This window comes from Pseudomonas sp. Pseusp97 (assembly GCF_047304025.1).
GTDB lineage: Bacteria > Pseudomonadota > Gammaproteobacteria > Pseudomonadales > Pseudomonadaceae > Pseudomonas.
The window spans coordinates 14,752-28,142 of the sequence record NZ_JBGLYK010000059.1; the positions used below are offsets into that span (position 1 = coordinate 14,752).

Consider the following 13,391-nt stretch of genomic DNA (forward strand, 5'->3'; position numbering starts at 1 on the left):
CCACCCATCCTACGTATCCGATCCCGCAAGTCTGTGCCGGGCTGGTTGCTCTTCGTAGGAGCGAGGGGGACGCCTAGTCCTTGCTCGCGAACAAACCCCGCCGCGGGGTCGGGGTTCGCGAGCAATAACGATGGCGTCCCCCTCGCTCCTACAGGTAAAGCACGTCCGTGCGGCTCAATGCTTGAACATGATGTGCCGCGCCACGGTGTAGTCCTCCAGGCCGTACATCGACAGGTCCTTGCCGTAGCCGGACTGCTTGAAGCCGCCGTGGGGCATCTCGCTGCACAGCATGAAGTGCGTGTTCACCCAGGTGCAGCCATATTGCAGGCGCGCTGCCACCCTTGAGGCGCGACCGACATCCCTGGTCCACACCGACGAAGCGAGGCCGTAGTCGGAGTCGTTTGCCCAGCGCACTGCCTCGTCGGCATCGCTGAAGGGCGTCACCGATACCACCGGGCCGAACACTTCGCGGCGGACGATCTCGTCGTCCTGCTGGGCGTTGGCCACCACGGTCGGCTCGTAGAAGAAACCGTTGCCGCTGACCACCTTGCCGCCGGTGGCGATCTGGATGTGCGGGCTGGCCTTGGCGCGCTCGACGAAGCCGGAGACGCGGTCGCGCTGGGCGGCGGTGATCAGCGGGCCAAGCTCGGTGTTCGGGTCGTTCTGCAGGCCGGTCTTGAGGCTCGATACCGCGCTGGCGAGGTCGGCGACGAAGTTGTCGTAGACCTTCTTGCCGGCGTAGATGCGGCAGGCCGCAGTGCAGTCCTGCCCGGCGTTGTAGAAGCCGAAGGTGCGGATGCCGGCGATCACGTCTTCCAGGTCGGCATCGTCGAAGACGATCACCGGGGCCTTGCCGCCCAGCTCCATGTGCAGGCGTTTCACGCTCTCGGCGGCGCTCTTGATGATGGCCTTGCCGGTGCCCACCGAACCGGTCAGCGAGACCATGCGTACCAGATCATGGCTGACCAGCGGCGCGCCCACGCTCGGGCCGCGGCCGAAGACCAGGTTGACCACGCCGGCGGGGAACAGCTCGGCAATGAACTCGGCCACCCGCAGGGCCGTCAGCGGCGTCTGCTCCGAAGGTTTGAACACCACGCAGTTGCCGGCGGCCAGCGCCGGGCCGAGCTTCCACGCGGCCATCATCAGCGGGTAGTTCCACGGCGCAATGGAAGCGACCACGCCCACCGGGTCGCGGCGGATCATCGAGGTGAAACCGGGCAGGTACTCTCCGGCAGCGGAGCCCGGCAGCACGCGGCAGGCGCCGGCGAAGAAGCGGAACACGTCGGCGATGGCCGGTATCTCGTCGTTCAGTGCGGCGGCGTAGGGCTTGCCGCAGTTGTCGGATTCCAGCCGCGCCAACTCCTCGGCGTGTTCCTCGATGCGGTCGGCCAGACGCAGCAGGAGCAGGGCGCGGTCTTTCGGCGCGGTCTGCGACCAGCCGTCGAAGGCCGCGTCGGCGGCACGCACGGCGGTGTCCACCTGGGCTTCGCTGGCCTCGGCGACCTGGCTGATCACCGTGCCGGTGGCAGGGTTGAGGATATCCAGCGCGGCGCCTTCGCCGGCGACGAACTGGCCGTTGATCAGGAGTTTGGTTTGCATGGGGGCTCCTCCTTCAATGGGTTTCCCTCACCCCAACCCTCTCCCGGAGGGAGAGGGGGCTGTCCTCTGCACAGTGGTATCCCGCTGCACGGATGCTCCCTCTCCCTTCAGGGAGAGGGCTGGGGAGAGGGCGCTTCGCAAAACGCCCGGAGTCATTTCCCGCTCCCCGCCACGTCGCTGGTACCGCGCGTCAGGTAGTAGGCGCCGAGGATCGGCAGCATGGTGGCGAGCATCACCAGCATGGCGACAACGTTGGTGATCGGCACGTCGCGCGGGCGGGTCAGCTGGTTGAGCAGCCACAGCGGCAGGGTGCGCTCGTGGCCGGCGGTGAAGGTGGTGACGATGATCTCGTCGAACGACAGGGCGAAGGCCAGCATGCCGCCGGCCAGCAGCGCCGTGGCGATGTTCGGCAGGATGATGTAGCGGAAGGTCTGCCAGCCGTCGGCGCCCAGGTCCATGCTCGCCTCGATCAGGCTGAAGGAGGTACGGCGGAAGCGGGCGATCACGTTGTTGTAGACGATCACCACGCAGAAGGTCGCGTGGCCGACGACGATGGTCAGCAAGCCCGGTTCGATCCCCAGGGTCTTGAACGCCGAGAGCAGAGCGATACCGGTGATGATGCCGGGCAGGGCGATGGGCAGGATCAGCATCAGCGAGATGCTCTCCTTGCCGAAGAAGTCGCGGCGGTACAGCGCGCCGGCGGCCAGGGTGCCGAGGACCATGGCGATCAGCGTGGCCACGCAGGCGATCTTCACCGACAGCCAGATGGCGTCGAGCACGTCGCCGCGGGCGAAGGCGACGCTGAACCACTTCAGGGTGAAGCCCTGCAGCGGGAAGCTGTAGGCCGACTCCTCGGTGTTGAAGGCGTAGAGCAGGATCACCAGGATCGGGAAGTGCAGGAACACCAGCCCGCCCCAGGCCGCCAGGCGCAGGAACCAGGACGGGCGCTCGGTGGAGTGGGCGTCAGAGCGCATCGAAGGCCCCCAGCCGCTTGGCGATGGACAGGTACACGGCGATCAGCACGATGGGCACCAGGGTGAAGGCCGCCGCCAGCGGCATGTTGCCCACCGCGCCCTGTTGCACGTAGACCATGGTGCCGATGAACAGCCCGCTGGGGCCAATCAGTTGCGGGATGATGAAGTCGCCCAGGGTCAGGCTGAAGGTGAAGATCGAACCCGCCACCACGCCGGGGAAGGCCAGCGGCAGGATCACCTGGAAGAAGGTCTGTCGCGGATGCGCACCCAGGTCCGCCGAGGCTTGCAGCAGCGTCGGCGGCAGGCGCTCCAGGGCAGCCTGGATCGGCAGGATCATGAACGGCAGCCAGATGTAGGTGAACACCCAGAAGCGCCCCAGGTGCGAGGTGGACAGGGTATTGCCGCCCACGCCGGGCACTTGCAGCAGCAGGTCCAGCAGGCCGAGCAGGTGCAGGTGCTCGATGATCCAGTAGAGGATGCCGCCCTTGGCCAGGATCACCGTCCAGGCGTAGGCCTTGACGATGTAGCTGGCCCACATCGGCAGCATCACTGCGATGTAGAAGAAGGCCTTCTCCTTCGGCCCGGCGTAGCGCGCCATGTAGTAGGCGATGGGGAAGGCAAGGATGGCGCTGGCCACCGACACGGCAATCGCCATGCTGAAGGTGCGCAGCACGATGTCGTAGTTGGCCGGGTTGAACAGGGCACGGTAGTTGGCCAGGGTCAGCTCCGGCGTCACCGCCATGGTGAAGTCGTCGAAGGTGTAGAAGCTCTGCCAGAGCAGGGCGAACAGCGAGCCGATGTAGATCACCCCGAACCACAGCAGCGGCGGGATCAGCAGCATCAGCAGGTAGAGCGTGCTGCGCCGGTAGAGGAAGCTGGAAATCGCCCTCACGGCGCAGGCTCCTCGAGCAGCGGTACCAGAGCGCTGCGCGCCCAGCTGGCGGTCACCGCATCACCGGGTTTCGGCCTTTGCTCCTCGCGCTCGCCGTTGGGCAGCGCGGCGACCAGGCGCACGCCGTTTTCCAGCTCGATCTCGTAGCGGCTGCTGGCGCCCATGTATTGCACGTCGAACAGGGTGCCGCTGACTTCCAGCTCGCCCTCGCCGGCGTGGCCGAAGCGCACGTGCTCGGGGCGCAGCGAGTGCGGTCGCGACTCGCCCAGCAGGCGGTGGGCGAGGTCGCCGCGCAGCACGTTGGCGGTGCCGACGAATTCGGCGACGAAGCGCGTGGCGGGGCGGCGGTAGAGGTTGCCGGGGGTGTCGACCTGTTCGATGCGGCCCTTGTTGAACACCGCCACGCGGTCGGACATGGATAGCGCTTCGCCCTGGTCATGGGTGACGAAGATGAAGGTGATGCCGAGCTGGCGCTGCAGCTTCTTCAGTTCCACCTGCATCTGCTCGCGCAGCTTGAGGTCCAGTGCGCCGAGAGGTTCATCCAGCAGCAACACGCGCGGGCGATTGACCAGGGCGCGGGCCAGGGCGACGCGCTGGCGCTGGCCGCCGGAGAGCTGCGCCGGCTTGCGCTTGCCGTAGCCGGCCAGGGCGACCATGCCCAGGGCCTCCTCCGCGCGGTGGTAGCGCTCGGCCTTGGCCACGCCTTTCACCTTCAGGCCGTAGGCGACGTTGTCCAGCACGTTCATGTGCGGGAACAGCGCGTAGTCCTGGAACACCGTATTCACGTCGCGTTCATACGGCGGCAGGCCCGCGGCTTCCGCGCCGTGGATGCGAATGGAGCCGGAGGTGGGCTGCTCGAAGCCGGCGATCAGGCGCAGGCAGGTGGTCTTGCCCGAGCCGGAGGGGCCGAGCATGGAGAAGAACTCACCGTCGCGGATCTCAATGGACACCGCATCGACGGCGCGCACCTCGCCGTAGTGACGGCTCACGTCGGTGAACTGGACGGCTGTGGTCATGCTGCTGGCTACCTGAGTGGCGGGGCTGCATCAGAAAAGGTAGCGCATGGGAGCAGGAGGAGCGTGTAGGAGCGAGCTTGCTCGCGAACGGCCCCGCAGCGGAGTTCGGTTCGCGAGCAAGCTCGCTCCTACAGAAAAGCGCTGACAGTGGTGCTAGCGACCGCCCATGATCGCAATGTAATCCTGCGTCCACCGGCTGTAAGGCACGCACTGCCCCTGGGCGCACTTGGCCTGCGGGGTCTTCCAGAAGGCGATGCGGTCGAACTGGTCGTAGCCGTTGGCGGCGCAACCTTTCTCGCCCAGCAGCTGGCTGCCGCTGCAACCATCAGGCACGGACGGCACCGAGCCGAACCAGGCGGCGACGTCGCCCTGCACCTTGGGTTCCAGCGACCAGTTCAGCCATTTGTAGGCGCACACCGGGTGCTTGGCATCGGCGTGCAGCATGGTGGTATCGGCCCAGCCGGTGACGCCTTCGCCGGGAATGGTCGAGGCGATCGGCTGCTTCTCGCCCTGCAGGGCGTTCACCTGATAGGGCCAGGATCCGGAAGCGGCCACGCCCTCATTCTTGAAGTCGCTCATCTGCACCGTCGCGTCGTGCCAGTAGCGATGGATCAGCCTCTGCTGCTCGCGCAACAGCTTGAGCGCGGCGGCGTACTGTTCCTCGTTGAGCTCGTACGGGTCCTGGATGCCCAGCTTGGGCTCCGCGGTCTTCAGGTAGAGCGCCGCGTCGGCGATGTAGATCGGCCCGTCGTAGGCCTGCACGCGGCCCTTGTTGCTCTTGCCGTCGGGCAGCTTCTGTTCGCTGAACACCACGCTCCAGCTCTCCGGAGCCTTGGGGAAGACCTTGGTGTTGTACATCAGCACGTTCGGCCCCCACTGGTAGGGCGTGCCGTAGTGCTTGCCGTCCACCGTGTGCCAGGGCGCGTCCTGCAGGCGCTGGTCGACGTTCTTCCAGTTGGGCACCAGGGCGATGTTGATCGGTTGCACGCGCTTGCCATAGACCAGCCGCAGCGAGGCGTCGCCGGAGGCGGTGACCAGGTCGTAGCCGCCCTTGGCCATCAGGCTGACCATCTCGTCGGAGGTGGCGGCGGTCTTCACGTTGACCTTGCAGCCGCTGTCCTTTTCGAACTGGCTGACCCAGTCGTAGTTCTTGTCGCTCTCGCCGCGCTCGATGTAGCCGGGCCAGGCAATGATATCCAGCGCCCCTTCAGGGTTGCCGAGCTGCTTGAGCGCTTCGGCGGCCTGCAACGAGGCGCTGGAAAGCAGGCTGATGCCGGCGAAGGCCAGCGCCGCGACTTTCACGCAAGACAATTGCACTGATGACATGACGGACTCCTGTTGTTCTTCGTTGTGGGAGCCACTGCAGAACCAGCGCGCAGAAAATTGGCACCACGGTCGACCGCTGCGTGTCCATAGCGAACGGGCACGTTCCTGCAGCGTAGTTCCGGCCCCGGAGGCTGACAAGAAAGCCCCGGCTCCCCGCAAAGCCCCGCCCGCTGGCGCTTTGCGGCCCCAAACGGGGCGGGGCGGGGTGGCCGCGGGCGAAAAGCGCACCGCGCTGGTGCGGGGCGCCCGGGCAGCCTTTGCAAGTCATTGAATGGATAGGAAATCGACCTCTGGCACGGGCCTTGCGACGGCTCTTCTGCCAATGCAGAGCATGCCGAGGAAGAGCGGCAACAAGGAGTAGAAGATGGCTCGGGTGTTCTATGACGAAATGCATGACGCCGCTGGCGCCTGCCGTCCGCACTACACGGAGTTCGCCCGCTGGCTGGCGGACATGCCCGGCGAACAGCTGCAGCAGCGCCGCCGCGAGGCCGACCTGCTGTTCTATCGCGCCGGTATCACCTTCACCCTTTACGGCGACGACCAGGGCACCGAGCGCCTGATTCCCTTCGACACCATCCCGCGCAGCATTCCCGCCAGCGAGTGGAAGATCATCGAGGCCGGCTGCATCCAGCGCGTGCAGGCGCTCAACCTGTTCCTCGCCGACCTCTACCACGACCAGCGCATCCTCAAGGAAGGCCTGATCCCGCCCGAGCAGGTCCTGGCCAACGACCAGTACCAGCTGGCCATGCAGGGCCTGGACGTGCCCGGTAACGTCTACGCGCACATCGCCGGCATTGACTTGGTGCGCGACGGCAACGGTGCCTACTACGTGCTCGAAGACAACCTGCGCACCCCCAGCGGCGTCTCCTACATGCTGGAGAACCGCAAGATGATGATGCGCCTGTTCCCCGAGCTGTTCGGCGCCCAGCGCATCGCGCCCATCGACCACTACCCGAACCTGCTGCTCGACACCCTGCGCCAGGCCAGTGCCGTCGACCAGCCCTGCGTGGTGGTGCTGACGCCCGGCCGCTTCAATAGTGCCTACTTCGAGCACGCCTTCCTCGCCCGCGAGATGGGCGTGGAGCTGGTGGAGGGCGCCGACCTGTTCGTCCGCGACGAGCGCGTCTACATGCGCACCACCTCCGGGCCTATGCCGGTGGACGTGATCTACCGGCGGGTCGACGACGATTTCCTCGACCCGCTGGCCTTCAACCCCGACTCCATGCTCGGCGTGCCCGGCCTGCTGGCCGCTTACCGCGCCGGCAACGTGGTGCTGGCCAATGCCATCGGCACCGGCGTGGCCGACGACAAGTCGGTCTACCCCTACGTGCCGGAGATGATCCGCTTCTACCTCGACCAGGAACCGATCCTGCACAACGTGCCGACCTGGCAGTGCCGCCGGCCGCAGGACCTGTCCCACGTGCTGGCGCACCTGCCCGAGCTGGTGGTGAAGGAAGCCCAGGGCTCCGGCGGCTACGGCATGCTGGTGGGGCCGGCGTCGACCAGCGCCGAGATCGAAGCCTTCCGCGCCCGCCTGATGGCGCGGCCGGAGGCCTACATCGCGCAGCCGACCCTGAGCCTGTCGACCTGCCCGACCTTCGTCGAGAACGGCATCGCCCCGCGCCACATCGACCTGCGGCCCTTCGTGCTCTCCGCGCCGGACAACGTGCGCCTGGTGCCCGGCGGGCTGACCCGCGTGGCGCTGCGCGAGGGCTCGCTGGTGGTCAACTCGTCACAAGGTGGCGGTACCAAGGACACCTGGGTGGTGGAGGATTGAAATCATGCTGAGCCGTACCGCTTCCGACCTGTACTGGATGTCCCGTTACCTGGAGCGCGCCGAGAACCTCGCGCGCATGCTCGACGTGTCCTACTCGCTGTCGCTGATGCCCCAGGACGGCCGTGGCGATGGCCTGGAGGAACTGGCCATGCCGCTGTTGATCACCGGCAACCTCGACGCCTATCTCGCCCGCCACGGCGAGCTGCACGCCGAGCGCCTGCTGAACTTCTTCGCCCTGGATGCGCAGAACCCGGCGAGCATCTATTCCTGCTTTGGCGCCGCCCGCGCCGGCGCCCATGCGGTGCGCGGGCGGATCACCACCGACATGTGGGAGAACATCAACGCCACCTGGCTGGAGATGCGCGACATCGCCCACCAGGGCCTGCTGCGCTATGGCATCAGCCACTTCTGCGAATGGGTGAAGGACCGCTCGCACCTGTTCCGCGGCGCCACCTTCGGCACCAGCATGCGCAACGATGCCTTCCACTTCATCCGCCTGGGCACCTACATCGAGCGCGCCGACAACACCCTGCGCCTGCTCGACGCTCGCCACCAGGTGCTGGGCGAACACAGCGCCGGCCCGGCCGAAGGCACGGCGCGCGGCTACTACCAGTGGTCCGCGCTGCTACGCGCGCTCTCGGCCTTCGAAGGTTACACCGAGCTGTACCGCGACGCCCTCAACGCGCGGAACATCGCCGAGCTCCTGCTGCTGCGCGAAGACGTGCCGCGCTCGCTGCTGGCCTGCGCCGAGGAGCTGCGCCAGATCCTCGCCAGCCTGCCGGGCATCAACGGCCGCCCGGCCCAGCGCCTGGCCGCCGAACTGGAGGCGCGGGTGCGCTACACCGGTATCGACGAAGTGCTGGGCAATGGCCTGCACCCCTGGATCACCGACCACATCGGGCTGGTGCGCCAGCTCGCCAACGCCATTCACAGCTCGTACCTGGAGGCCGCATGAAACTCTCCATCCGCCACGACACCACCTACCGCTACGAAGACCAGGTGCGCGCGAGCATCCAGTACCTGCGCCTGACCCCGCAGGAAAGCGAGCGCCAGCACGTGCTCGACTGGCAGCTGCATCTGCCGCGCCCGGCGCATCCGCAGCGCGACGCCTACGGCAACATCCTCCACGTGCTGACCCTGGACGAGCCGCACGAGGCCATCGCCATCGCCGCCCACGGCCAGGTGGAGATCGACGTGGAAAACGAGCGCGAGCACGATCACCTGTCGCCGCTGCCGTTCCTGCGCAGCACCCGCCTGACCCAGGCCGACGGAGCGTTGCAGGAATTCGCCCGCGCCCAATGTGCCGAGCGCCGCGACCGCAAGGCGATGATCCGCCTGATGCAAGCCTTGAACGAACGCATCGCCTACGTGCCCGGCTCGACCCAGGTGGACAGCACCGCCGCCGAAGCCTTTGCGGCCGGGCAGGGCGTCTGCCAGGACCACGCCCACGCCTTCCTTGCCTGCCTGCGCCACCTGGGCGTGCCGGCGCGTTATGTCTCCGGCTATCTCTACACCGACACCGAGGAGCATCTCGCCAGCCACGCCTGGGCCGAAGCCTGGCTGGATGACGCCTGGTACAGCTTCGACGTGACCAACGTGCTGGACCGCCCGGAGCGCCACCTGAAGCTGGCGGTCGGCCTGGATTACCTCGACGCCTGCCCGGTGCGCGGCATGCGCCGGGGTGGCGGCGGCGAGCAGATGCACGCCCGCGTGACCGTGGCGCCGGGGCATCTGCAGCAGATGCAGCAGGCGCAGCAGTAAGGGTGCGTGGCGCGCGGACCGGCACCGGCAGTAAGATCGGTGCCAGTTCTCCCCGCCAGAAAAACAGTCATGAGACCGCTATGACCTACTGCGTCGCCATGAACCTCGCCCAGGGCCTGGTCTTCGTTTCCGATTCGCGCACCAATGCCGGCGTCGACAACATCGCCGTGTTCCGCAAACTGCACATCTTCGGTACGCCCGGCGAGCGCCTGATCGTGGTGCAGAGCGCCGGCAACCTGGCCACCTCGCAAGCGGTGATCAGCGTGCTGCGCCAGCGCATGGGCGGCGACGAACCGAACCTGGGGACTGTGGAAAACCTCTTCGAAGCGGCCCGGCTGGTGGGTTCGACCCTGCGCGAGGTGGTCGACCACGACGAGAACATCGGCCAGAACCAGGGCGTCGACCTGGGCAGCTCCTTCCTCGTCGGCGGGCAGATCGGCACGGAGGTACCGCGCCTGTTCAACGTCTACCCGCAGGGCAACTTCATCGAATCGACCCGCGACACGCCTTACTTCCAGATCGGCGAGAGCAAGTACGGCAAGCCGATCATCGACCGCGCCATGAGCTATTCCACGCCGCTGGAACAGGCCCTGCGCTGCGCGCTGATCAGCTTCGACTCGACCATCCGCAGCAACCTCTCGGTGGGCATGCCGCTGGACCTGCTGGTGTACCGCGAGGGCAGCCTGGAAGTGCCGGCGGGTTATCGCATCCAGGAAGGCGACCCGTACTTCGAGGGCATCCGCAGCCAGTGGGGTGCGGGGCTGCGCCAGTTGCTGGGCGAGCTGCCGGCGCCGCCGGGGGATTATTGGCACTGACGGCGGGTTCTGCCCCGGAGCACCTGGGTGGGTTCGCGAGCAAGCTCGCTCCTACGAAGAGCAGAACGCCGGATTTTCCTTGTAGGAGCGGAGCTTCTCCGCGAAATCCCGGCGCAGCCGGGCATGAGGCGAGGCTGGAGCGCCGGCCTGGCGGTCGGCATCGCGGATAAGATCCGCTCCTACGAAGAGCACGCGCCCCGCTGCAAACCTGTAGGAGCGAGCTTGCTCGCGAACCTTCGCCGTACCGATCCGGACGACCTGCACCGTAGGGCGAATAACCTGGAACAGGTTATCCGCCGACCGCGAGCGGCGGATAACGCTGGCGCGTTATGCGCCCTACAAGCTACAGGCGCGAACCCGGAGTGGGTGGCGCACTTCGTAGGAGCGAGCTTGCTCGCGAACCCTCGCCGTACCGATCCAGGCAATCTGCACCCTACAAAGCTGGATGCCGTTACCCGCCGGCCTTCACCTTCCGCCCCGCCATGTGCTTCAGGTAGGCGACGATCTGCTCCAGCTCCACATCGCTGATCACATCGGCGGCAAAGCCCTTCATCCGCGCCTCGGGCCAGTGCCGCAGGCTCTGCGGGTCGCGGATGTACTGCTTGAGATAGCCGGGCGCGAAGTACTCGGTGGGGTTGTGCGGCAGGTTCAGGTCCGGGCCGAACTGCGAGTCGCCGGCGCCATTCAGACGGTGGCAGGCCAGGCAGTTCTTCTGGAACTGGGCGAAGCCCTTCTGCACCGATTCCGGCGCATTCTTCGCCGGCAACAGCGCCGGGAAGCGCTCGGCCAAAGGCTTCAGGTAACGAATGCTGGCGACCTGGAAGGGCCACTGCTCCGGACCGATGCCAGCCGCTTTCGGATCGGTCCACACCAGGTAGAACGGCCCGGCGGACGGTTTGCCCTCAGCCAGCGGCGGCCAGGGTTTGCCGGTCTCCTCGATGGCCAGCCAGGCGCGCGAACCTTTCTCCGCCAGCAGCGGTGCGGCCGGCAGCTCGGCGGCGAAGCCGTCCAGCGCCACGGCCTGAAGATGATCGGCTGGCTTCACGCCTCGCAGCAGTGCCGCCAGTGGCACCGCGCGGTAATGCATGGTGCGGTTGTAGGAGACGTCGGCGGGAATCTCGATGTCCTGCGCCTGGGAATTGGCCAGCAACTGCTCGGTGGTGAACTCATGCTTGCCGTCGGGCAATTCCAGGGTGAGCGTGGCGGCGAAAGTGGTGGGGCAGAGCAGGAGCAGTGAGAGCAGCAGTGGTCGCATGGTCGCATCCGTGGCGGGGAGGGGCCGCGGAACATTAGCAGAGCTGCGGGCGCTGCAGGAGGTGGTGGCGCCCGCGCTGCGTTGACCGTGGCTCGCGGATGGCGGCGCGCGGTACGCAGCGGCGGGGTAGCCGGGTGTTGGCCCTAGCCGACCAGACGACTCAGATTGGGGATGATCAGCACAACGGTGGTTGCGAAGACGATCAGGCTGGCCTGACGCCATTTTCTCGATTGTTTGTCCATGATGTCCTTCCGCCTTTCTTGTTCTTGGCACGCCTCGCTCACGGCCTGTAGTAGCGAGCCTCGTACCTTGGCTTCTGGTTATTCGAGCCGAGCCGGCAGACCCGGCAACGGCACTCTTCGCATCATCTGCCTGATTGAGTCTAAGCCTAGTGCCGCGCGGGCTTAGACGATCTGGCAGCAAGTCCTGCACGTCCAGGCATATTCCATCTATATGACCGTGCGGTGACAGCTCGGGCGTGTTGGCTTACCGCTCGTCCACCTTCTCCGGCAGGCCCTTTCCAGAGCCTTCGAGCCGTTCGCCGCCGGTCGGTGGCTGAGCGTGGCGGTCAATTGCGCTGAGCGCTGCGGTCATTGCCCCCGGCCGATACGCCGCTAAGGTAGGCCGACACGCCACGCCTGCGTGACGACCACTCTAAGAGAGAACGCCATGACCGAAGCATTCATTTACGACGCGGTGCGTACTCCCCGCGGCAAGGGCAAGAAGGACGGCGCGCTGCACAGCGTCAAGCCGGTCAACCTGATGGCCGGTGTCCTGCGCGCGCTGCAGCAGCGCAACCAGCTCGATACCGCGCAGGTCGACGACATCGTCCTGGGCTGCGTGACCCCGGTGGGCGACCAGGGCTCGGACATCGCCAAGACCGCCGCGCTGGTGGCGGACTGGGACGAGCAGGTGGCCGGCGTGCAGATCAACCGCTTCTGTGCCTCGGGCCTGGAAGCAGTCAACCTGGGCGCCATGAAGGTGCGCTCGGGCTTCGAGGACCTGGTGGTGGTCGGCGGCGTGGAATCCATGTCCCGCGTGCCCATGGGTTCGGACGGCGGCGCCTGGGCGCTGGACCCGGAAACCAACCTTCACACCAGCTTCGTGCCCCAGGGCATCGGCGCCGACCTGATCGCCACGCTGGAAGGCTTCAGCCGCAGCGACGTCGACGCCTTCGCCCTGCGTTCCCAGCAGAAGGCCGCCAAGGCCCGCGCCGAAGGGCTGTTCGGCAAGTCGCTGGTGCCGGTGACCGACCAGAACGGCATCGTCCTGCTCGACCATGACGAATTCATCCGCGCCGACTCCACCCTCGAAGGTCTCGGCGCGCTCAAGCCCAGCTTCGAGATGATGGGGCAGATGGGCTTCGACGCCAGCGCGCTGCGCAAATACAGCTTCGTCGAGCGCATCGAGCACGTGCACACGCCGGGCAACAGCTCGGGCATCGTCGATGGCGCCGCCGCCATGCTCATCGGCTCCGAGGCCAAGGGCCGCGAGCTGGGCCTGAAGGCGCGCGGGCGCATCGTCGCCACCGCGGTGACCAGCACCGATCCGACCATCATGCTCACCGGCCCCGCGCCGGCGACCCGCAAGGCGCTGGCCAAGGCGGGGCTGAAGGCCGAGGACATCGACCTTTACGAGGTCAACGAAGCCTTCGCCTCGGTGGTGATGAAGTTCATGAAGGACATGGGCGTGCCGGAGAGCAAGGTCAACGTCAACGGCGGCTCCATCGCCATGGGCCACCCGCTGGGCGCCACCGGCTGCATGATCCTCGGCACCCTGCTGGATGAACTGGAGCGGCGCAACCTGCGCTACGGCCTGGCCACCCTCTGCGTGGGCGGCGGCATGGGTATCGCGACCATCATCGAACGAATCTGACTTTTCGTAGGAGCGGGGGGTGTGGGGGGACCCCCCCCGCGTTGGGCGCCAGCAGCCGGCGAAAAGCCCCCCCAACGGGGGGGTGAAAAAAATAACCACCC

11 protein-coding genes are annotated in these 13,391 nt (G+C 66.8%); 5 read left to right on the forward strand and 6 right to left on the reverse strand.

Annotated features, from left to right (window positions below):
- Positions 1–174: 174 nt before the first annotated feature.
- The 5 genes from ACCC94_RS12665 to ydcS all read right to left on the reverse strand — a co-directional run bounded on the left by ACCC94_RS12665 (position 175) and on the right by ydcS (position 5,807).
- The gene (locus tag ACCC94_RS12665; RefSeq protein WP_413349807.1) at positions 175–1,599 is read right to left on the reverse strand and encodes a gamma-aminobutyraldehyde dehydrogenase; all 1,425 of its coding nucleotides are present in this window, start codon (positions 1,597–1,599) and stop codon (positions 175–177) included.
- 152 nt (positions 1,600–1,751) lie between these two features.
- Positions 1,752–2,573: an ABC transporter permease gene (locus tag ACCC94_RS12670; RefSeq protein ID WP_413349808.1), complete on the reverse strand. Its 822-nt coding sequence runs from the start codon at positions 2,571–2,573 to the stop codon at positions 1,752–1,754.
- The gene (locus ACCC94_RS12675; RefSeq protein WP_413349817.1) at positions 2,563–3,414 is read right to left on the reverse strand and encodes an ABC transporter permease; all 852 of its coding nucleotides are present in this window, start codon (positions 3,412–3,414) and stop codon (positions 2,563–2,565) included. The genes ACCC94_RS12670 and ACCC94_RS12675 overlap by 11 nt, the downstream gene beginning before the upstream one ends.
- A 47-nt stretch (positions 3,415–3,461) precedes the next feature.
- Positions 3,462–4,481: an ABC transporter ATP-binding protein gene (locus ACCC94_RS12680; protein ID WP_413349809.1), complete on the reverse strand. Its 1,020-nt coding sequence runs from the start codon at positions 4,479–4,481 to the stop codon at positions 3,462–3,464.
- 153 nt (positions 4,482–4,634) lie between these two features.
- Positions 4,635–5,807, reverse strand: a complete 1,173-nt coding sequence (ydcS, locus tag ACCC94_RS12685) for a putative ABC transporter substrate-binding protein YdcS (RefSeq protein WP_413349810.1) — start codon at positions 5,805–5,807, stop codon at positions 4,635–4,637.
- Positions 5,808–6,171: 364 nt separating this feature from the next.
- Here ydcS and ACCC94_RS12690 point away from each other — a divergent pair, with 364 nt between their 5' ends.
- The 4 genes from ACCC94_RS12690 (at position 6,172) to ACCC94_RS12705 (ending at position 10,160) form a co-directional block, all read left to right on the forward strand.
- Positions 6,172–7,584, forward strand: a complete 1,413-nt coding sequence (locus ACCC94_RS12690) for a circularly permuted type 2 ATP-grasp protein (RefSeq protein WP_413349811.1) — start codon at positions 6,172–6,174, stop codon at positions 7,582–7,584.
- A 4-nt stretch (positions 7,585–7,588) separates the two neighbouring features.
- Positions 7,589–8,539 carry an alpha-E domain-containing protein gene (locus ACCC94_RS12695; RefSeq protein ID WP_413349812.1) on the forward strand — a complete coding sequence of 317 codons (951 nt, stop codon included), beginning with the start codon at positions 7,589–7,591 and terminating at the stop codon, positions 8,537–8,539.
- Complete coding sequence (locus ACCC94_RS12700; protein ID WP_413349813.1) at positions 8,536–9,345, forward strand: transglutaminase family protein; 810 nt, start codon at positions 8,536–8,538, stop codon at positions 9,343–9,345. The genes ACCC94_RS12695 and ACCC94_RS12700 overlap by 4 nt, the downstream gene beginning before the upstream one ends.
- 80 nt (positions 9,346–9,425) lie before the next feature.
- The gene (locus ACCC94_RS12705) at positions 9,426–10,160 is read left to right on the forward strand and encodes a peptidase (protein WP_413349814.1); all 735 of its coding nucleotides are present in this window, start codon (positions 9,426–9,428) and stop codon (positions 10,158–10,160) included.
- A gap of 451 nt (positions 10,161–10,611) precedes the next feature.
- Here the strand turns inward: ACCC94_RS12705 and ACCC94_RS12710 are convergent, their stop codons facing one another.
- A complete protein-coding gene (locus ACCC94_RS12710; RefSeq protein ID WP_413349815.1) occupies positions 10,612–11,415 on the reverse strand; it encodes a c-type cytochrome in 804 nt (267 codons plus the stop codon).
- 669 nt (positions 11,416–12,084) lie between these two features.
- Here ACCC94_RS12710 and ACCC94_RS12715 point away from each other — a divergent pair.
- On the forward strand, positions 12,085–13,290 hold the full coding sequence (locus ACCC94_RS12715; protein ID WP_413349816.1) for an acetyl-CoA C-acetyltransferase: 1,206 nt from the start codon (positions 12,085–12,087) through the stop codon (positions 13,288–13,290).
- The last annotated feature ends 101 nt before the right edge of the window (positions 13,291–13,391 follow it).

What these genes read in the sequence shown, in the direction of transcription:
- ACCC94_RS12665 (WP_413349807.1), bottom strand. Translation starts at nt 1,599, where the DNA reads ATGCAAACCAAACTCCTGATCAACGGCCAGTTCGTCGCCGGCGAAGGC.
- ACCC94_RS12670 (WP_413349808.1), bottom strand. Translation starts at nt 2,573, where the DNA reads ATGCGCTCTGACGCCCACTCCACCGAGCGCCCGTCCTGGTTCCTGCGC.
- ACCC94_RS12675 (WP_413349817.1), bottom strand. Translation starts at nt 3,414, where the DNA reads ATGCTGCTGATCCCGCCGCTGCTGTGGTTCGGGGTGATCTACATCGGC.
- ACCC94_RS12680 (WP_413349809.1), bottom strand. Translation starts at nt 4,481, where the DNA reads ATGACCACAGCCGTCCAGTTCACCGACGTGAGCCGTCACTACGGCGAG.
- ydcS (WP_413349810.1), bottom strand. Translation starts at nt 5,807, where the DNA reads ATGTCATCAGTGCAATTGTCTTGCGTGAAAGTCGCGGCGCTGGCCTTC.
- ACCC94_RS12690 (WP_413349811.1), top strand. Translation starts at nt 6,172, where the DNA reads ATGGCTCGGGTGTTCTATGACGAAATGCATGACGCCGCTGGCGCCTGC.
- ACCC94_RS12695 (WP_413349812.1), top strand. Translation starts at nt 7,589, where the DNA reads ATGCTGAGCCGTACCGCTTCCGACCTGTACTGGATGTCCCGTTACCTG.
- ACCC94_RS12700 (WP_413349813.1), top strand. Translation starts at nt 8,536, where the DNA reads ATGAAACTCTCCATCCGCCACGACACCACCTACCGCTACGAAGACCAG.
- ACCC94_RS12705 (WP_413349814.1), top strand. Translation starts at nt 9,426, where the DNA reads ATGACCTACTGCGTCGCCATGAACCTCGCCCAGGGCCTGGTCTTCGTT.
- ACCC94_RS12710 (WP_413349815.1), bottom strand. Translation starts at nt 11,415, where the DNA reads ATGCGACCACTGCTGCTCTCACTGCTCCTGCTCTGCCCCACCACTTTC.
- ACCC94_RS12715 (WP_413349816.1), top strand. Translation starts at nt 12,085, where the DNA reads ATGACCGAAGCATTCATTTACGACGCGGTGCGTACTCCCCGCGGCAAG.